The 17,747-nt window shown below is 72.0% G+C and carries 17 protein-coding genes; 10 read left to right on the forward strand and 7 right to left on the reverse strand.

Annotated features, from left to right (window positions below):
• Nucleotides 1-8 precede the first annotated feature (8 nt).
• Complete coding sequence (gene pip, locus G5C51_RS17105) at nt 9-989, reverse strand: prolyl aminopeptidase (RefSeq protein WP_206313961.1); 981 nt, start codon at nt 987-989, stop codon at nt 9-11.
• A gap of 57 nt (nt 990-1,046) precedes the next feature.
• Between pip and G5C51_RS17110 the strand changes: the two genes are divergently transcribed.
• Nucleotides 1,047-1,526: a MarR family winged helix-turn-helix transcriptional regulator gene (locus G5C51_RS17110; protein WP_165238194.1), complete on the forward strand. Its 480-nt coding sequence runs from the start codon at nt 1,047-1,049 to the stop codon at nt 1,524-1,526.
• On the opposite strand, the gene G5C51_RS17115 is transcribed toward G5C51_RS17110, so the two are convergent.
• Entirely contained in the window at nt 1,523-2,944 is a 1,422-nt protein-coding gene (locus G5C51_RS17115) for a sulfatase family protein (protein WP_165238196.1), read from the reverse strand. The two genes, G5C51_RS17110 and G5C51_RS17115, sit on opposite strands and share 4 nt — an antisense overlap.
• Nucleotides 2,945-3,367: 423 nt before the next feature.
• Here G5C51_RS17115 and G5C51_RS17120 point away from each other — a divergent pair, with 423 nt between their 5' ends.
• Together G5C51_RS17120 and G5C51_RS17125 are read left to right on the forward strand one after the other, a co-directional pair.
• Complete coding sequence (locus G5C51_RS17120; RefSeq protein WP_165238198.1) at nt 3,368-4,216, forward strand: phosphate-binding protein; 849 nt, start codon at nt 3,368-3,370, stop codon at nt 4,214-4,216.
• 5 nt (nt 4,217-4,221) lie between these two features.
• Nucleotides 4,222-5,367, forward strand: coding sequence for an AAA family ATPase (locus G5C51_RS17125; RefSeq protein WP_165238200.1), 1,146 nt, complete (start codon nt 4,222-4,224; stop codon nt 5,365-5,367).
• Here the strand turns inward: G5C51_RS17125 and G5C51_RS17130 are convergent.
• Nucleotides 5,354-5,707, reverse strand: coding sequence for a zinc ribbon domain-containing protein YjdM (locus tag G5C51_RS17130; protein ID WP_165238202.1), 354 nt, complete (start codon nt 5,705-5,707; stop codon nt 5,354-5,356). The genes G5C51_RS17125 and G5C51_RS17130 overlap by 14 nt on opposite strands.
• Nucleotides 5,708-5,924: 217 nt before the next feature.
• Between G5C51_RS17130 and G5C51_RS17135 the strand changes: the two genes are divergently transcribed.
• The 4 genes from G5C51_RS17135 (at nt 5,925) to G5C51_RS17150 (ending at nt 10,744) form a co-directional block, all read left to right on the forward strand.
• Complete coding sequence (locus G5C51_RS17135) at nt 5,925-6,941, forward strand: zinc-dependent alcohol dehydrogenase family protein (protein ID WP_165238204.1); 1,017 nt, start codon at nt 5,925-5,927, stop codon at nt 6,939-6,941.
• A 98-nt stretch (nt 6,942-7,039) separates the two neighbouring features.
• Nucleotides 7,040-7,552 carry a (2Fe-2S)-binding protein gene (locus G5C51_RS17140; RefSeq protein WP_165238230.1) on the forward strand — a complete coding sequence of 171 codons (513 nt, stop codon included), beginning with the start codon at nt 7,040-7,042 and terminating at the stop codon, nt 7,550-7,552.
• A 13-nt stretch (nt 7,553-7,565) separates the two neighbouring features.
• Complete coding sequence (locus tag G5C51_RS17145) at nt 7,566-8,546, forward strand: FAD binding domain-containing protein (protein ID WP_165238206.1); 981 nt, start codon at nt 7,566-7,568, stop codon at nt 8,544-8,546.
• Complete coding sequence (locus G5C51_RS17150) at nt 8,543-10,744, forward strand: molybdopterin cofactor-binding domain-containing protein (protein WP_165238208.1); 2,202 nt, start codon at nt 8,543-8,545, stop codon at nt 10,742-10,744. The genes G5C51_RS17145 and G5C51_RS17150 overlap by 4 nt, the downstream gene beginning before the upstream one ends.
• Here the strand turns inward: G5C51_RS17150 and G5C51_RS17155 are convergent.
• Entirely contained in the window at nt 10,716-11,339 is a 624-nt protein-coding gene (locus G5C51_RS17155) for a TetR family transcriptional regulator (RefSeq protein ID WP_165238210.1), read from the reverse strand. The genes G5C51_RS17150 and G5C51_RS17155 overlap by 29 nt on opposite strands.
• Before the next feature lie 113 nt (nt 11,340-11,452).
• Between G5C51_RS17155 and G5C51_RS17160 the strand changes: the two genes are divergently transcribed.
• The gene (locus G5C51_RS17160) at nt 11,453-12,109 is read left to right on the forward strand and encodes a hypothetical protein (protein ID WP_165238212.1); all 657 of its coding nucleotides are present in this window, start codon (nt 11,453-11,455) and stop codon (nt 12,107-12,109) included.
• Between the two features lie 31 nt (nt 12,110-12,140).
• On the opposite strand, the gene G5C51_RS17165 is transcribed toward G5C51_RS17160, so the two are convergent.
• Complete coding sequence (locus G5C51_RS17165; RefSeq protein ID WP_165238214.1) at nt 12,141-13,052, reverse strand: DUF6891 domain-containing protein; 912 nt, start codon at nt 13,050-13,052, stop codon at nt 12,141-12,143.
• Between the two features lie 42 nt (nt 13,053-13,094).
• Nucleotides 13,095-14,282 carry an NADH:flavin oxidoreductase gene (locus tag G5C51_RS17170; RefSeq protein WP_165238216.1) on the reverse strand — a complete coding sequence of 396 codons (1,188 nt, stop codon included), beginning with the start codon at nt 14,280-14,282 and terminating at the stop codon, nt 13,095-13,097.
• Nucleotides 14,283-14,409: 127 nt separating this feature from the next.
• Here G5C51_RS17170 and G5C51_RS17175 point away from each other — a divergent pair, with 127 nt between their 5' ends.
• A complete protein-coding gene (locus G5C51_RS17175; protein WP_165238218.1) occupies nt 14,410-15,501 on the forward strand; it encodes a hypothetical protein in 1,092 nt (363 codons plus the stop codon).
• On the opposite strand, the gene G5C51_RS17180 is transcribed toward G5C51_RS17175, so the two are convergent.
• Nucleotides 15,470-16,114: a TetR/AcrR family transcriptional regulator gene (locus G5C51_RS17180; RefSeq protein WP_165238220.1), complete on the reverse strand. Its 645-nt coding sequence runs from the start codon at nt 16,112-16,114 to the stop codon at nt 15,470-15,472. The genes G5C51_RS17175 and G5C51_RS17180 overlap by 32 nt on opposite strands.
• A 68-nt stretch (nt 16,115-16,182) precedes the next feature.
• Here G5C51_RS17180 and G5C51_RS17185 point away from each other — a divergent pair, with 68 nt between their 5' ends.
• Complete coding sequence (locus G5C51_RS17185) at nt 16,183-17,670, forward strand: serine hydrolase domain-containing protein (RefSeq protein WP_165238222.1); 1,488 nt, start codon at nt 16,183-16,185, stop codon at nt 17,668-17,670.
• Nucleotides 17,671-17,747 lie beyond the last annotated feature (77 nt).

Here is a 17,747-nt window from a genome sequence, read left to right on the forward strand (position 1 = left end):
TCAACCGCTCAGATACGGCCGGGTGGTGCCGATCGCGTCGCGAAGCGGTCGATGGCTGCGACGACGGCCGACGCGGTCTCGCCGCCGCCCGCACCGTGGCCCTCGCGCTCGATGACGGTCAGCTCCGCGTCCGGCCAGGCCTGCGCCATCCGCCACGCGGTGTCCAGCGGGCTGCTGATGTCGATGCGGCCGTGGATCAGTGCGCCCGGGATGCCCGCCAGCTTGGCGGCGTCGCGCAGCAGGGCGTCGTCCTCGAGGAACGCCGCGTTCGCCCAGTAGTGGGTGACCAGGCGGGCGATGCGCATCCGGCACACCGGGTCCGCGTAGCGGGGGTCGGGCTCGTGGCCCGGGTCGGTCGCGACGTGGGTGTCCTCCCAGCGACACCACTCCAGCGCTGCCTTCTCGCGCACCTGCGGGTCCAGATCGGCGAGCATCCGGGCATACGCGGCCGCCAGGTTGCCGTCGCGTTCGGCCGGCGGGACGGTATCGCGGAAGCGCGCCCACTCCTCGGGGAAGATCCGGCCCATGTCGCGGGTGAGCCACTCGACCTCGCGGTGCCGGCTGTTGGTGACGCTGAACAGCACCAGCTCGCTGACGCTCCGCGGATGCTCCTCGGCGTACGCGAATCCGAGGGTGGCGCCCCACGAGCCGCCGACCACGAGCCATTGCCCGATGCCCAGATGGCGGCGCAACTGCTCGATGTCCGCGATCAGATGCCAGGTCGTGTTGGCCTCCAGCGAGGTGGCGAAGTCGGCGGCGTCGGGGGTGCTGCGTCCGCAGCCGCGCTGATCGAAGAGCACCACCCGGTACGCCGCCGGGTCGAACAGCCGCCGCCAGAACGGGGTCGCCCCGCTGCCGGGCCCGCCGTGCAGCACGAGCGCCGGCTTGCCCTTTGGATTTCCGCAGGTCTCCCAGTAGACGCGATGGCCGTCGCCGACATCGAGCATGCCGTGCTCGTACGGCTCAATCGGCGGGTACAGCTCAGCCATTGGCCCCGACCTCCACGTCTCGCCCCGGATATCTAACAGCGCTGTTAGATTAGCAGGATGAAGAACCACCCCGACCAGGCCGCCTTGGGCACCCTGCTACGCCACGTGCTCGAACTCCTCGACGACGGCGTGGCCAAGGTCTACGTGGACCAGGGCTTGCCGGAGTACCGCCCCCGGTTCTCGCCGGTGGTCCGCGCGCTGGTCGCCGACGGCCCCCTGCCCATCCGCGCGCTGGCCGAGGCGGTCGGCGTCACCCACTCCGCCGCCAGCCAGACCGTGGCGCAGATGGTCCGCGCCGGTCTGGCGGCCCAGGCGCCCGACCCCGCCGACGCCCGCCGCCGCCTGGTCAGCCTCACCCCGCAGGCCCGCCGGCTCTTGCCGCAGGTCGACGCCGAGTGGACTGCGACGGTGGCGGCGCTGGCGGAGTTGGACGGGGAGCTGTCCATGCCGCTGGGCACCCTGCTCACCGAGGCCGCCGAGGCCCTGGCGCACCGTCCGTTCGGAGAGCGCATCGCCTCGGTGCTCGGGCGGGACTAGGAAGCGTATGGCAGCAGGCCGGCGTCGGTCTGCTCCCATGCCGTGCGCAGGCGGTCGAGGAGCTCCGGCTCGGAGCGGGCCTGGTCGGCGAGTTCGCGCGGGTCGGCGGTGAGGTGGAAGAGCTGGTCGGCGCCCGACTTGCCGCGGTAGTACTTCCAGTCACCGCGGCGCAGCGCCCGCTCCCCGCGTACCCGCCAGAAGAGGTCACGGTCGGGTGCGTCCTCGCCGCGCAGCAGGTAGCCGGCCAGGCTGGCCCCGTCCAGGGGATGGGTGGAGGCCGGGCGGGCGCCGCCGAGCTTGAGCAGCGTCGCCGTCCAGTCAGGGCTGAACACCGGGACATGGCTGACCTGGCCGCCGCGCAGCCGGGTCGGCCAGCGGGCGATGGTCGGCACGCGGATGCCGCCCTCCTGGAGCGACGATTTATTGCCGGACAGCGGCCAGTTGTACGACCAGCGCTCGCCGCCGTTGTCGCTGGCGAAGATGACCAGGGTGTCCTCGGCCTGCCCGGAGCGGTCCAGGGCGTCGAGGACGGTGCCGATGGAGCGGTCCAGGTCCTCGACCATGGTTCGGTAGATCTCCAGTGAGCCGCCGTCGTCGTGCCACAGCGCCCGCTGGTCGCCCGCCTTGATCCGGGCGGTGATCTCGGCCGACGTCTGCTCGTCGCCGTCCGCGATCCACGGCCAGTGCGGGGTGGTGAAGTTGAGGTTCAGCAGCCAGGGCCGGCTCTGCTCGCGGCGCTCGGAGACGAAGTCGGCGGCGCGCTCCGTAAGGATGCGGGTGTAGTAGCGCAGGTCCTTGTGCTGCGCGTCGCCCTCGTAGAGGTCGTACTCGCCGTTCCCGCTCAGCTTGGAGTAGTACTCCAGCGCGCCGCCGAAGTTGCCGAAGAAGGTCTGCCAGCCGGACTTGGTGGGGGAGTAGTCCGGGAGGAAGCCGCAGTGCCACTTGCCGATCAGCGCCGTGTCGTAGCCGACCCCGCGCAGCAGCGAGGCCAGGGTGGGGTCGCCCGGCTCCAGGCCCACGGACTTGTCCGCTATCGGCTCCGCCAAGCCGCCCTTCGTACGGCCCGGGTAGCGGCCGGTGTAGAGGCTGAAGCGGGTGGGGGAGCAGGTCGCGGAGCCGGAGTAGGCGTGGGTGAAGCGGACGCCCTGGCGGGCGAGGCGGTCCAGGTGCGGGGTGCGGATGTGGGTGGAGCCGTAGGAGGACAGGTCGGCCCAGCCGAGGTCGTCGCCGAGGATGAAGAGGATGTTGGGGCGGCGGGAGCTGGCCTTTGTGTCGGCGCGGAAATCCCGCTCCGGTGGGTGGGGTTGGGCCTGCCGGGTGGCGGCGGCCGCGGTCGTGGGTGCGGCGAGGGCGCCGGCGGCGGCCGAGGCGGCCGATGCGGCCGTGAAGGCGCGCCGGGACAGGGGAGAGGAGGGCATGGCGGAGCTCCGGTCCGTGGTCGGGGGAGGAGGGTGCGTGGCAGGTCGGCGGGGGACACTCCGGCTGCGGGCTGTGGCCTGGTGCCGTAAGCAGTCGGGAGCCGGGGCTTCCACGGCCGCCGTCAAGCGGCCGGATGCTCACCCGGCGTGAGGTCAGCCGCGGCGACAGCAGGCGCTCGCCACGCGACCGAAGTCAACGTGACGGCGCTGGGTGAGCGCGAGGCGCGCTGCACGGGTCTGCGGCATCCGGTGATCGTCGCGGCGGCACACCGGCAGGTCAAACGGCGTCCGAGCAGCGGGACTCCGCGGGGCGGTAGCCGGATCGCATGGTGGACGGGCGGGATGTGCGGGTGCGCCGCGATCTCCGGATAGAGAATGACCCCGTACGCAACACCTCTTGGCGGATGGGGAGTGGCACGGGGCATGGGCGTTTCATGGGGCGCGCGCCGCAAGCGGCTTGGCTATCAGGTGCAGATGGACACCGCCGTCGCCGGCATGATCGGCCTGCCGCACGCGAGAAGGCTGGACCGGCTGCACGAGTACGGTGACCTCCTGCTGCACGATCCGTCCTTCGTCCTCCTGCGGATCGAGAACAACGGTGCGCGACACATCGACACCAGCGACTACACCGCCTCCGCCGCGGACCAGACCGGCATCCGCATCCACTTTCCCGGCCGCCGCATCGCCGACGTGGCGGTGACCGAGTTCAGCGATGACGTCGTACGCGTCCCCTTCGAACTCGGCGCCGGCTTCGACTTCGGGCTGAACGTACGGGACGGCGCCATCGAGTTGCCCAAAGTCCCGCTGCACCGCTCCGCGCACTACAAGGTCTTCGCCGTCCTCGACCGCCTGCCCGGCGACGACCGCCAGGTCCCGAGCGCCCCGAGCGATGCCGTGGTGGTGAGCGGCGGCGTCCGCGACGGCGAGATCCAGGCGATCCGAGGCCGGCGTGGCACCCCGCGGTCTCCCCGCGCCGAGCGCCGCCGAGCCGCCTGGCTCGCCGCCGCGGCGGCCCTCGCCTACGTGGCCGCCTTCTTCGCCGCGCGCCCCGTACTCACCGAGATCCGTGCCGACCAACTGGGCCCCGGAGACGCCCCGGACGTCATCACCGCGATCGGCGCCCTGGGCACCGCGATCGGCCTGAGCACCGCCGCGATCATCAAGGCGGTCGCGTCCCTGATCCACGCGAAGGCGGACATGGTACGAGCCCGCGCCGGCCTCGAAGCCGCCCAACCGGCCGCCGAACCGGAACCGGCTGCGGAACAGGAGTGACCGCGATGACGCCGGCCTTTCCCGTGCTGTGGCTCTGCGGGCCGCCGGGGGTGGGGAAGACCACGGTCGCGTGGGAGATGTACTCCCAGCTCACGCGGGCCGGGGTCGACTGCGGCTTTGTCGACATCGATCAGCTGGGCATGTGTTATCCCGAGCCTGCGGAGGATCCGGGGCGGCATCGCATGAAGGCCCGCAACCTTCACGCGGTGGTCGCGGGCTTCCGGGAGGCGGGTGCTCAGGGGCTCATCGTGTCCGGTGTCGTCGACCCTGCCCGTGGAGTGCTGGCCGACCGGATTCCGCGTGCGGGGGTGACGGTGTGCCGGATGCGGGCCGACCGGGATGTGCTGCGGGAGCGGTTCCTCGGCCGCGGCGCTCCTGCCGACCTGGTCGACGACGTGCTGCGCGAGGCGGACGCCCTCGATGCGAGCGACTTCGCGGATCTGTGTGTCGGCACGAGCGGGATGGATGTGGCGCAGGTCGTGCGCCTTGTCACGGAGCGCACCGATGGCTGGCTCGCCACCGCTCCGGTCCGGTCGTCCGACGCCCCTGAGCCCCAGCCGGCGCCTCCCGCCGACGGCACCGTGCTGTGGCTGTGCGGCGCGACCGGTGTCGGCAAGTCGACGGTCGGTTTCGCGGTGTACCAGCGGGTCCTGAGGGCCGGCGTCGCCGCCGCGTATCTCGACCTCGACCAGCTGGGCTTCTGCCATCCGGTCCCGGAGGACGATCCTGGCAATCACCGGGTCAAGGCCCGTAACCTGGCCGCCGTCCGGCGCACCTACCGGGCCGCCGGGGCGCAGGTCCTCATCCTGACCGGCCCGGTCGAGGACGAGACGGCAGTCAAGGCGTACGCGGACGCGCTGCCGGGGGCAGACCTCCGGCTGTACCGGCTCCATGCCGAACGGGAGCACCTGACCGAGCGCATCATGTCCCGTAGAGAAGGCGGCAGTTGGGCTCAGCCTGGTGATCCGCTACGGGGGAAATCCGTCGCGCACCTGCGCCACGTCGCCGACGAGGCGGTGTCCTCGGCAGCCGCCCTGGAAGCCGCCGGGATCGGCGATCTGCGCATCGACACCGACGCACGTACCGTCCAGGAGACAGCCGACACAATCGCCGCCCACGCCGGCTTACCGCCCGGCGTCAGGCCTTCTTGACCACGCTGGACTTCAGCTGCATGGACCCGAAGCCGTCGATCCGGCAGTCGATGTCGTGGCCGTCCACGCCGTCGACCAGCCGGATGTTGCGCACCTTCGTGCCCGCCTTGATGCCGGACGGGCTGCCCTTGACCTTGAGGGCCTTCACGACGGTGACCGTGTCGCCGTCGTGGAGGACATTGCCTACGGAGTCGCGGACCACGCGCTCCTCGGAAGCCGCGCTCTCGGCGGCCGCCCCCGGCACCCATTCATGGCCGCACTCCGGGCACACCATGAGGGCGTTCATCTCGTAGGTGTACTCGCTGCCGCACTGCGGGCAGGCGGGAAGATCTTCGCTCACGCCGTCACATTAGGCGGGTCATCCCAGCTCCGCATGTTCCGCCGCGCTCCGCAGCCCGGGGACGCGGCGCCGGCCCGACGGGTGCGTCCCGGACACCGCCGTAGGGGTGTACCGGCACCACACCCCTCGACGGTGCTTCGCCGCGGGCGTCGCGGGCCGGTTAGCTGGGTGATGCAGCACTCCGCTTCCCGGCACGTAAGAAGAAGGAAGACCCCTCATGCGCGGCGCAGTGATCCACGCCCCCGGTGACGTCCGCTTCGAAACCGTCGATGACCCGAAGATCGAGAAGCCCACGGACGCGATCATCCGCACGGTGGTGACCTGCGTGTGCGGCTCGGACCTGTGGCCGTACCGCGGTCTGGAGCCGATCGGCGATCCGCACCCGATGGGCCACGAGTACGTCGGTGTCGTCGAGGAGGTCGGCAGCGAGGTCACCGCCGTCCGGCCGGGGCAGTTCGTCGTCGGCTCCTTCGCCACCTCGGACAACACCTGCGCCAACTGCCGCAACGGCTGGCAGTCGCACTGTCTGAACCGCGTGTTCATGGGCACCTGCCAGGCCGAATACGTGCGCATCCCCAACGCCCAGGGCACGCTGGTCGCCACCGACGAGCACCCGCCCGAGGAGATGCTGCCCGGCCTGCTCGCCGTCTCCGATGTGATGGGCACCGGCTGGTACGCGGCGCTGGCCGCCGAGGTGCGGCCCGGTGGCACGGCCGTGGTGGTCGGGGACGGCGCGGTCGGTCTGTGCGGGGTGATCGCCGCCAAGGAGATGGGCGCCGAGCGGGTCATCGCGATGAGCCGGCACGAGCCGCGGCAGCGGCTGGCCCGCGAGTTCGGGGCGACCGACATCATCGACGAGCGCGGCGAGGAGGGGGTCGCCCTCGTCAAGGAGATGACGGGCGGGATCGGCGCCGACTCGGTCCTGGAGTGCGTCGGCACCTCGCAGTCCATGCGGCAGGCCCTGCACGCGGCCCGGCCCGGCGGCAACGTCGGCTTCGTCGGCGTCCCGCACGAGGTGGCCGTCGACGGGGAGGAGCTCTTCCACTCCCACGTCGCCCTGCGCGGCGGCCCCGCCCCCGTACGTGGCTATCTGCCGGACCTGATCGACCGCGTGCTGGCGGGCCACATCGACCCGGGCAAGGTCTTCGACCTCACCCTGCCGCTGGCCGAGGTCGCCGAGGGCTACAAGGCGATGGACGAGCGACGGGCCATCAAGACCCTGCTCAAGCCGTGACCGCCGGGACCCGCCCCGGCAAGCTGCCGACCGATCCCGCACTCCCCACGCGGCGCACCTTCGTCGCCACCACCACCGGCACCGCCGTAGGAGCCATCATGGTCGCTGGACACTCCGCCGCGGCGGCGGGAGCTGCCGCTGAGGTGCCCGCCACCCGCGTCTCCCTCACGGTCAACGGCACCCGCCGCACCGCGACGATCGACAACCGCACCTCCCTGCTGGACCTGCTGCGCGAGCACTTCGGCCTGACCGGCTCCAAGAAGGGCTGCGACGCGGGGGCCTGCGGGGCGTGCACCGTGCTGATCGACGGGCGCCGGGTCAATGCCTGTCTGACGCTCGCGGTGCGGCTCGAAGGCGCCGACGTCACCACGATCGAGGGCCTGGCGGACGGCAATGAACTGCACGCCCTGCAGCAGGCCTTCATCGACCAGGACGCCTTCCAGTGCGGCTACTGCACGCCAGGCCAAATCGTCTCCGGTGCCGCGTGCATCGAGGAGGGACACACCGGCTCGCCGGAGGAGATCAGGGAGTGGATGAGCGGCAATGTCTGCCGCTGCGGCTGCTATCCGAAGATCGTGCGCGCGGTCCAGCAGGCCGCGGGCGGGAAGTGAGGTGCCGTAAGACATGCACCCGTTCACCTACACCCGCGCCTCGGACGTCCCCGAGGCCATCGCCGCCGGACGCCGCGGCGGCCGCTACATCGCCGGCGGCACCACGCTCGTCGACCTGATGCGCGAGGGCGTCGAGCGGCCGGAGACCGTGGTCGACATCTCCGGCCTGCCGCTGCGCGACGTCGTCGCCACCGAGCGCGGAGGTCTGCGCATCGGCGCGCTGGTCACCATGGCCGAGGCGGCCGCCCACCCTAAGGTGCGCGCCCTGTTCCCGGTCGTCTCCGAGGCGCTGGAGCTCAGCGCCTCGGCACAGCTCCGCAACATGGCCTCCATCGGCGGCAACATCATGCAGCGCACCCGCTGCCCGTATTTCCGCGACCCGACGGCCGCCTGCAACAAGCGTGATCCGGGCGCGGGTTGCGCCGCCCGCGGCGGCTTCAACCGCGGTCACGCCATCCTCGGCGCGTCCGACTCCTGCGTGGCCACGCATTGCTCCGACGTCGCGGTGGCCTTCGCCGCGCTGGAGGCGACGGTGCGGCTGCTGGGCCCGGACGGGCGCCGCCAAGTCCCCATCGCAGAATTTCTGCTCCGTCCAAAGACCTCGCCGGACCGCGAACACGACATTGGGGATGGCGAGTTGATTACGGCGATCGAGCTCCCCGCGCTCCCTCGTCCGCTGCAGTCCGGGTACCTGAAGGTGCGCGACCGCCAGTCGTACGAGTTCGCGCTCACCTCCGCCGCCGTCGCCCTGCACGTACACGGCGGCGTGATCCGCACCGCGAAGGTCGCTGCCGGAGGCGTCGGCACCGTTCCGTGGAAACTGCCCGCCGTCGAAGAGCACCTCGTCGGCGAACGCCCCTCCCAGAGCCTCTGGGCCACCGCGGCCGCCAAATCCGCGGACGGAGCCAGCCCGTTGCAGCACAACCGCTTCAAGGTCGAGCTGCTCAAGCGCACCGTCGAGCGTCAGCTGCGCATCGTAGGAGGTACGGAGTGAGCCCGCAGCCGCAGGCAGCCGTCGGCGCGCCCCTGTCCCGGGTGGACGGGCGGCTGAAGGTCACCGGCGAGGCCCGGTATGCCGCCGAGCACGACGTCGACGGTGCCGCACACGCCGTTCTCGTCGACGCGAGCATCGGCCGCGGCCGTATCACCGCCGTCGACACCCGCGCCGCGCTCGCCCACCCGGGCGTGCTCCGGGTGCTCCACCACGGCAACGCGCCGCGCCTCCCGTACCGCGCTAACTCCGGCTCGAACAACCCGCCCGGCCGCCGCCTGCGCGTCCTTCAGGACGACCTGGTCCGCTTCCACGGCCAGCCGGTCGCCGTCGTCATCGCCACCACCCTGGAGGCGGCGCAGCACGGAGCGCGCCTGGTCAAGGTCCGTTACGACGCCGAGCAGCCGTCCACGGACCTGGCCGAGGGCGAGCCGGGCAAGCCGGAGACGTACGCGCGCGGCGACGCCGAAGCCGCGCTGCGCGACGCGGCCGTGCGCCTTGATCTGTCGTACCGGCTGGCCCGCAACCACCACAATCCGATGGAGCCGCACGCCACCATCGCCCGCTGGGACGGCGGCAGCCTCACCGTGTGGGACAAGACCCAGTGGGTCGTCGGCACGCAGCAGGAACTCGCCGCCGTCTTCGGCCTGGCGAAGGACGCGGTGCGGGTCATCTCCCCGTTCGTCGGCGGCGGCTTCGGCAGCGGGCTGCGCTGCTGGCCGCACACGGTCGCCGCCGCGCTCGCCGCGCGCGTCGCCGAGCGGCCGGTGAAGGTGGTCCTCAGCCGGCGGCAGATGTACGCCGGCACCGGCTTTCGGCCCGCGTACGACTACCGGCTGCGGCTCGGCAGCGACCGCCGCGGCCGGCTGAAGGGCGCGATCCACGCCATCGACGGCGAGACGTCCTCGTACGAGACCTTCACCGAAGGCATCATGACCGCGGGCCAGACGCTCTACAGCCTCGCCGCCGTCCGGCAGGCGTACCGGACGGTGTCGCTGGACGTGAACACCCCGGTCTGGATGCGCGGTCCTGGCTTCGCCTCGGCGTCCTTCGTCCTCGAAACGGCGATGGACGAACTCGCCGACCGCCTCGGCCTCGACCCGATCGAGCTGCGCCGGCGCAACGAGCCGGACGAGGACGAGTCGAACGGCCACCGGTTCTCCACCCGCCGGCTGCGCGAGTGCTGCACCGTCGGCGCCCGCGAGTTCGGCTGGGAGAGCCGCCCGCTGCAGCCGCGTTCCCGGCGGGAGGGGGACTGGCTGATCGGCATGGGTATGGCCGCGGGCGTCTACGACCCCGGGCGCATGCCCGCCAAGGCCCGGGCCCGCCTGGACGCCGACGGCACGGCGGTCGTCGAGGCCGCGTCGAGCGACATGGGTCCCGGCACGTACACCGCCCAGACCCAAGTCGCCGCCGACGCGCTCGGCCTGACCATGCGTACGGTCACCTTCCGCCTCGGCGACTCGCTCTACCCACCGACACCGGCGCACGGCGGCTCCATGACCATGGCCAGCGTGGGCTCCGCCGTCCTGGACGCGTGCGACCAGATCCGCCGGCAGGCGATCGAGCTGGCGGTCGCGGATCGCGAGTCACCGCTGCACGGTGCGGACGCGGAGGATGTGGTCGTACGGGCCGGGCGCCTGCACCTGAGGAGCGACTCGGCGCGCGGTGAGACGTACCGGAGCCTGCTGGGCCGCAATGACCGCGCGCACCTCTCGGCGGACGGCTCCTACGCAGGGCCGCCCGACTCCGAGCGGCTCACCGTCCACGCCTACAACGCCACCTTCGCCGAGGTCGCCGTCGACGCGACGCTGGGGCTGGTGCGCGTACGCCGCATGCTCGGCGTCTACGACGCGGGCCGCATCATCAGCTCCAAGCTGGCCGAGAGCCAGGCCATCGGCGGCATGGTGGGCGGCATCGGCACGGCGCTGATGGAGCACACGATCACCGACCACCGCGACGGCCGCATCGTGAACGCCAACCTCGCCGACTATCTGGTCCCGGTCAACGCCGACGTCCCTGAGGTGAAGGCGCTTTATCTGGAGGGCAACGACCCCGACGCCGACCCGCTCGGCGTCAAAGGCCTCGGCGAGGTTGTCCAGGTCGGGGTCGCCCCGGCCATTGCCAATGCGGTCTTCAACGCCACCGGCCGCCGCGTCCGGGAACTGCCCATCACGATCGAGGCGCTGCTCCAGAACTGAGGACGCAGTCGACGGCCATGTAGAGGGTCTCCGTCTCCGATCTCAGGATCGACTCCTCGGCGGGCAGCGCCCGTTCGGTCGCGAGCCCGTTGAGGACGGTCATCAGGAACCTCGCGCGGCGGGTGTTGTCGCCTGCGGCCAGCGCGCCTTCCTGGGTGAGGGTCGCCAGCCAGGACTCGACGCGGCGTTGCCCTTCCCGGTCCATGGCGAGGTACGCCGCACGCACCTCGTCGGTCGGCTCGGGGGCGATGAATGCCTCGTAGAGCTTGCGCCAGGCCTCGCGTGCCTGGTCGCCGACTCCGGCGGGCGCGAGCACCTGGCGGAGGCAGTTCACGAGCCGGTCCCGGGGCGGTAGTGAGCGGTCGTGGATCCATTCCTCGGAGACCACGTGGTGGTAGATGGTGGCGAGCACCGCGTCGCGCAGCTCGCGCTGGGTCGGGAAGAAGTGCCTCAGCGATCCGGTGCTCACCCCGGCCCGTGCCGCGACCGCCCGCACGCTGAGGCTCGACGCCGTATCTTCCCCGATCATTGCCGCCGCGGCCGCGAGGATCTTGTCCCGCGTGCCGAGGGGTTCGCGCGCCTTGTCCTGTGTCACTGGCCCACCTCCTCCAGCACACTGTACTAGCACATCGTGCTACCGTGTCATACATGGCACTAGTACAGCGTGCTAGTGCGGGTTCGGGTGAGTGTGCAGAGAGGCTGAGAGCCATGTTCGAGGAGCGGCGCCGACGGCGAGCGGCGAAGCGCGTGCAGCCGGGGGACGGGCGCCCACTTCAGCGTTTCCGCTGGTGGCAGCTGCCGGGCCGGGCGCTGTTCCACCTCCCGCTGGTGGAGGCTGACGGGCGGCGGGCGATGTACACCGTGGACGTCCGGCACTGGCAGAACCAGAGCTCCGGCGACGTGAAGGCGCATCTGTACGTCGACGGCAGGCTGCACGCCGTATCCAAGATCCCGGCAGCCTTCCCCGCGCCGGGCGGCGGCCGGATCGAGGTGGCCATGAGCGGCTTCGGGATGAAGCGCTGCCATTACGTCACCGCCGACGGGGCGGAGCACCAGCTCGTGCCGGATCCTGCCTCCGCGGAGGGCCGTCGCTCGCGCCTCGACCGAGACCACCCGGGGCTGAGCCGTCTGATCGGCTTCGGCTCCCTCATGATGCTCCTCATCGGTGCCGGCCTTCTCGTCCTGCAGATCGTGGAACCGGTCTCCGAGATACCCCCCATCGCCTCCCGCATCGGGAGCTTCGAGTCGCCGATCGGCCTGCCGCTGTGGGGCAACATCACACTCGGGTTCGCGGCGGCGCTGGGCAGCATGGAGCGGGCCCTTCGGCTGCGCTACAGCCGGCTGCTCGACGGCGCGGCCAACTGACCGCAAGGCTTCCGCGGCACGGCGCACGCCGTCAGCCCACCAGCCGCTTACGCCAGTCGAGCGGCTGCACCGCGATCCCCTGCCCGGGGTCGCCGTCCCACTCCACCCCGAGTCCGGCGTCGGCGAGCGCCGCGCTCACCTCGCGGCCTATCGCCGCCGTCGTCTCCTCCGAGCCGTCGAAGCCGCCGTAGTGCAGCATCAGCCCATGTCCCGCCGCGGCGGCCTCCGTCGACTGCCAGTGGAAGAACACAAAGCCGCGCGCCCCCGGCCGCACCCCGCCGATCTCCGCGAGCCCGCAGCCGCGGCAGTCCGCGAAGTGCGGGCGCGCCGTGATGCCGGTCTCCTCCAACCCGGCGAAGACCCGCTCCACCCGCTCCGGATCCGTCTCCTCGTCGTCCCACCCGGCCTGCTCGGCCACCCGCTCCAGCCACAGCCGGTCGACGAGCTCCGACGCCTGCGGCTGCGATACGGACAGCTCGCTGCTGCCTCCGGTGAAGTCCTCGACCCTGCTGACGAGTTCCTGCCGCGTCGCGTATCCGCACAGCACCTGCTCCCGCAGCATCTCCTCGACCGGCTCGCGCACCTCGTCGGCGAGCGGCGGCACCGGCTCGGGCTCCGGCATGTCCAGCCGCTCCCACGCCAGGCCCGCGTCCCAGCCGTCCTGCTGCCGCGCCCATCCGCACATCGCGTCGGCGACCTGCCGGGCCGCCGGCACCCGGGTCCCGTAATGCCGGTCATGGCCGCCGTCGCGATACTCCAGCTGATACTCCTCACCCGCGTCATGCCACACCTGTATGAACTGGTCCGGCAGATCAGGCACCCGCTGCACGACCAGGAAATGGTCACGGTCGCCGCCGATCCGGCGCACCAGCGCCACCAGCTCATCGGCACCCGGCCGCAGGACCGACTCATCGGTCTCGGTGAGGACTTTGATGCTCAGCATGCGACTCATCGTGCCACCGGCCACTGACAGTGACGGCGAGGACTACCGATCGGTGCCGATGAGCGGGCAGTGCGTGCCGGTGTAAATGGTCGGCATGCAGCGGTTGCAATGGATGCAGCGCGACTGCGTGGTCGCGTCGCCGCGGATGCGCTCCACCAGATCGGGCTCGCGGAGCAGCGCCCGCGCCATCGCGACGAAGTCGAACCCCTCGCTCATCGCCCGGTCCATGCCTGCCCGGTCGGTCACCCCGCCGATCAGCACCACGGGCAGCGTCAGTGCCCGGCGGAACTCCCGTGCCCGCTCCAGCAGATACAGCGGTTCATACGGATAGGAGCGCAGGAACTTCCGCCCCAGCAGCCGGATGCCCACCCGCTGCGGCAGCGGGAACTGCGCCGCGAACTCCTTGACCGGCGCCTCCCCGCGGAAGAGATACATGGGATTGAGCAGCGAGCTGCCGGCCGTGAGCGTCAGCGCGTCGACCGACCCCGCGTCCTGCAGCCAGCGCGCGACTTGCAGGCTGTCCGCCACGGCCAGGCCGCCGCGCGCGCCGTCCGACATATTGAGCTTCGCGGTGATCGCGATGCGGTCGCCGAGCTCCTCGCGGACGGCCCGGGCGATCTCCAGCGCCAACCGCGCCCGGTTCCGGAGCGAGCCGCCGTACCTGTCGGTGCGGCGGTTGAGGCGAGGGCTGAGGAAGGCGCTGGCCAGGTAGTTGTGGCCCAGGTGCAGCTCGACGGCGTCGAAGCCGCACTCGGCGGCTAGGCGGGCGGCGTCGGCATGGGCCCGTACGATCCGGTCGAGGTCGGCGGGCGTGGCCGCGCGGTCGCGGCGCAGGCTCACGGGGTTGAAGCCGGCCATCGGGGCGAGCGCGGGTGCCCGGTTCGAGCGGGCGTCGGCCACCGGCCCGGCGTGGCCCAGCTGCAGGGCGACCGCGGCGCCCGTCTCGTGCACGGCCGCGGTGAGCCGGCGCAGCCCGGGCAGTACCTCCGGGCGCATCCATAACTGTCCCCGCTGGGTACGCCCTTCCGGCGCCACCGCGCAGTACGCCACCGTGCTCATGGCCACGCCACCGGCCGCGGGCCGCCGGTGATAGTCGATCAACTCGTCGGTGACGAGCGCCTCGGGCGCCATCCCCTCGAAGGTGGCCGCCTTGATGATCCGGTTGCGTAATCGGAGCGGCCCCAGCTGCGCGGGCTGGAAGACGTCGCGTATCTCCGGGTCGGCGGGCATGCGCGGAGCATCCCACAGACCTGACGAAGTGTCAGTTATGTTCGCCGCCTCACCTAGGGGAGCGGTCGGGGAGTTCTCCGGGCCTTCCCCGATCGCCCCACGTGCCACGGCTCGGCACGCTCGGGGGATGGGCTCACTTCGCCTCAGGCGCCAATCCCGACCCACCCTCCTGCGCGCGGCCGACGCCGCCTCCTACGCGCAGCTGTTCGCGCTCTCCGGCATCGCCACTGTGCTCGGCACCCGGGCCTTCCTCGCCCAGGCCGGATACCCCAAGATCGGTGGAGGCGGGGCCGGCAACCTGCACATCGCGCACATGCTGTGGGGCGGGCTGCTGATGATGGCCGCGCTGCTCGTCCTGCTCTGCTGCGTCGGGCGGGCCGCCCGCGGTGCGGCCGCCGTCGCCGGCGGGGCCGGGTTCGGGCTCTTCATCGACGAGGTCGGGAAGCAGGTCACGGACGAGCCCGGGTACTTCTACCAGCCCGCCGCCGGGATCATCTACGGCAGCTTCGCCGTGCTCCTGCTCCTCGCCCACGGCATCAAGCGACGAGCGGCAGAACCCGCCGCCCTCACCCCCGACCAGCGCACCGCCCAGGCCGCCGACCTCGCCCTCGGCGGCGTCGGCTCCGGGCTCACCGACGAGCAGCGCCGCACGGCGCTCGGCCTCGTCGGGGGGTCCGGGCGCGAGGCCGACCTAGCTCTCGTACGCCTCCTCGCCGCCCTCCCGGAGCGACCGCCCGCCCCGCACCGCCGGCGTCTCGCGCAGGCCGCTCAAACCCTCCGCCGCGTCGCCAGCACCCGCGCCGCCGCCATCGTGGCCGTCGCCTGCGTGCTCATCGAGGCCGTGCTGCTGACCGTATGGATCCCTATGGACGCCGTCAGCGGCGAACTCGACCGCGACCCGCAGGTCGGCGCCGCCGTCGCGATCCTGGTGACCGCCGCGGCGTCCGTCCTGCTGGGCATGGCCGGGCTGCTGCGGCTCTGGTACGACCGGGCCGCCGCCTTCCGGCTGTTCCGGCTCGCCCTGCTCGCGGACATCCTCGCCGGGCAGGTCTTCAAGTTCACCGTGAACCAGTTCGCCGCCGTCACCGAGCTTGTCTTCGACCTCGGGGTGCTGTGGATCGTCTCCGTACACCTCACACAGGCCCGGCGCGACTCCGGCGCCAAGGGCGCCTTGCTGCCCCGGCGCCTCAACGCCCGTACTGCCGGCACTCCCCGGTGAAGACCTCGTCGAGCGCCGCGCGCAGCAGCCGCTCGGCCGCGGAGGCGAGCTTCCGGCGGCCGACCTTGCGGGCCGGGTCCGCGTAGAGCTGGTCGGCGAGGCCGTCGGTGAGGGCGGTGATGCGGGTGGCGGCCAGGTCGGCGTCGGCGTCGGGTTCGACCTCGCCGCACTCCTTGCCGTTGGTGACCGCCTGCGCGAGCTGGGCGCGCAGTTCCGCGGCGGTGGTACGGGCGACCTCGGCCAGGTCGGGGTTGTCCAGCGACCGGTCGCGGAAGGCGCGGGTGACGCGGTATTCGCCGCGGCGCGCCTCATCGAGGGGGAGCAGCTCCTTGAGTGAGGCGAAGACCACCGTGGAGATCGGCTGCTTGCCGGTGATGCCCTCCGCGATCCGGTCGGCCACCCGGGCGTTGACGTCGGCCATCACCTGCCGGCAGGTCTGCAGCAGCAGCGCGTCCTTGCTCGGGAAGTAGTGCTGCACCAGCCCGACCGAGAAGCCCGCTTCCTTCGCCACCCGGGCCACGGTCGCGGCGTCGAGGCCGCCCTCCGCTACGAGCTGGTGCACCGCCGCGGCGATCTGCCGGCGGCGAGCGTCGTGGTCTGCGGTGCGAGCCATGCCGTAACCGTATCAGCGTATGGTTAAATCAAAACCGTATGCGGATACGGTTATGGATGGGAGAAGAGATGGGACCTCGTGGATACGGCGCCGTGCTGCTCGCCGTCGTTCTCGCGCTGTGTGCGGTGGTGATCCCCGCACCGGCGGCTCACGCCGGGGGAGCGGAGCAGGAGATGGACGCGTACCTGCGTGAGCGGATGTCGGACGCGAAGGCCCCCGGCATGGCGTACGCGATCGTCGACCGCCGCGAGGTCGAGCACATAGGCACCATGGGGAAGGACGGCGACGGCGACCCGGTCACCGCCCGCACCCCGTTCCTGTGGGGCTCGGTCGCCAAACCGGTGACCGCGACCGCCGTGATGAAACTGGTCGAGGACGGCAAGGTCGACCTCGACCGGCCTGTACGGGCCTACCTGCCCGACTTCACCCTCGAGGACCGGGCCGCGGCCGCCCGCATCACCGTCCGGCATCTGCTCCAGCAGACCAGCGGCCTCCCGGAGGTGACCGACGCCACCGACCGCTTCGAGCATCGCCGCGACCCGTACCGCAGCGCCGTCGCAAAGCTGGCCGACGTCTCCCCGCTCGCCGAACCGGGTGCGAAGCACATCTACGCCAGCGCCAACTACCTGCTGCTCGGCGCGGTGGTGGAGGCCGTGACGGGCCGGCCCTTCGCCGCGTACCTGCGCACATCGGTGCTCGACCCGCTGCACATGACCGGCGCCATCACCACGCGGGCCCAGGCCGCCCGCCTGCCCGACGGCCACGGTTACGTCTACGGCCAACCGGCCGCCATGTCACCGCGCTTCGACGAGACCGGCCCCAGCTACGGCTACCTCGGCGGCACCGTCAAGGACCTCGCCCACTTCGCCATGGCCCACCTGGACAACGGCAGCTTTCGCGGCACCCAGGTCCTCGAGCCCGGCTCGGCACGGACGATGCACACCGGCACCGTGCGCATCCAGGACACCCACCACTACGGCCTCGGCTGGCGCGACGACGACCGCAACGCCGACCTCGGCACCCGGACCATCTGGCACGGCGGCGCGGCTCCCGGCTACCAGGCGACCGTCGTGCTCCTGCCGGAGAAGGACCGCGCCCTGGTCGTGATGCAGAACATCTACGGCTACTTCCAGGCCGAGCAGCACGTCTCCACCGCACTCGGCGCGGCCCGCATCCTTGCCGGCGGCCGGCCCGGCGGCGGTGAGTCCGAAGACCCGATGTACCAGGGCCTGCTGGCCGGACTGACCGCCGTGGCGGTCGCGGTCACCGCCGCCACCGGCTGGGCGGCCTTCCGGCTCGTGCGCCCGTCGGCGCGGCCGGTGCGATGGCGGCGCACCGTGCCGGCGACGATGGCCTGGGTGCTCGCCGGGCTCGGTCTTGCCTACGGCGCCTGGTTCGCCGTACCGGAGTCGCTCGGCGGGAGCCGGCAGCTCATCCGCCTCTTCACGCCGGATATCGGCTGGCTGCTGGCCGCGGTGGCGATCGGCGGGCTCGCACTGGCCGCCACACGGCTCGGCTGCGGGCTGCGGCGACTGGGCCGGTCCAGGGCCCGGTGACCTAGGTGCGGTCGCGCCCTCCGCTCACCAGGAGCCGCCGCCTCCGCCACCACTGTCGCCGCCGCCCGCAGCCGAGC

Origin of the sequence: Streptomyces coryli (assembly GCF_011044975.1) — a bacterium.
In the GTDB taxonomy this organism is placed as follows: Bacteria; Actinomycetota; Actinomycetes; order Streptomycetales; family Streptomycetaceae; genus Streptomyces; species Streptomyces coryli.

Excerpts from the sequence above, each read along its gene's own strand:
- G5C51_RS17135 (WP_165238204.1), top strand. The coding sequence starts at position 5,925 with ATGCGCGGCGCAGTGATCCACGCCCCCGGTGACGTCCGCTTCGAAACC.
- G5C51_RS17165 (WP_165238214.1), bottom strand. The coding sequence starts at position 13,052 with ATGCTGAGCATCAAAGTCCTCACCGAGACCGATGAGTCGGTCCTGCGG.
- G5C51_RS17145 (WP_165238206.1), top strand. The coding sequence starts at position 7,566 with ATGCACCCGTTCACCTACACCCGCGCCTCGGACGTCCCCGAGGCCATC.
- G5C51_RS17185 (WP_165238222.1), top strand. The coding sequence starts at position 16,183 with ATGGGACCTCGTGGATACGGCGCCGTGCTGCTCGCCGTCGTTCTCGCG.
- G5C51_RS17175 (WP_165238218.1), top strand. The coding sequence starts at position 14,410 with ATGGGCTCACTTCGCCTCAGGCGCCAATCCCGACCCACCCTCCTGCGC.
- G5C51_RS17170 (WP_165238216.1), bottom strand. The coding sequence starts at position 14,282 with ATGCCCGCCGACCCGGAGATACGCGACGTCTTCCAGCCCGCGCAGCTG.
- G5C51_RS17115 (WP_165238196.1), bottom strand. The coding sequence starts at position 2,944 with ATGCCCTCCTCTCCCCTGTCCCGGCGCGCCTTCACGGCCGCATCGGCC.
- G5C51_RS17110 (WP_165238194.1), top strand. The coding sequence starts at position 1,047 with ATGAAGAACCACCCCGACCAGGCCGCCTTGGGCACCCTGCTACGCCAC.
- G5C51_RS17140 (WP_165238230.1), top strand. The coding sequence starts at position 7,040 with ATGGTCGCTGGACACTCCGCCGCGGCGGCGGGAGCTGCCGCTGAGGTG.
- pip (WP_206313961.1), bottom strand. The coding sequence starts at position 989 with ATGGCTGAGCTGTACCCGCCGATTGAGCCGTACGAGCACGGCATGCTC.
- G5C51_RS17125 (WP_165238200.1), top strand. The coding sequence starts at position 4,222 with ATGACGCCGGCCTTTCCCGTGCTGTGGCTCTGCGGGCCGCCGGGGGTG.
- G5C51_RS17160 (WP_165238212.1), top strand. The coding sequence starts at position 11,453 with ATGTTCGAGGAGCGGCGCCGACGGCGAGCGGCGAAGCGCGTGCAGCCG.
- G5C51_RS17120 (WP_165238198.1), top strand. The coding sequence starts at position 3,368 with ATGGGCGTTTCATGGGGCGCGCGCCGCAAGCGGCTTGGCTATCAGGTG.
- G5C51_RS17180 (WP_165238220.1), bottom strand. The coding sequence starts at position 16,114 with ATGGCTCGCACCGCAGACCACGACGCTCGCCGCCGGCAGATCGCCGCG.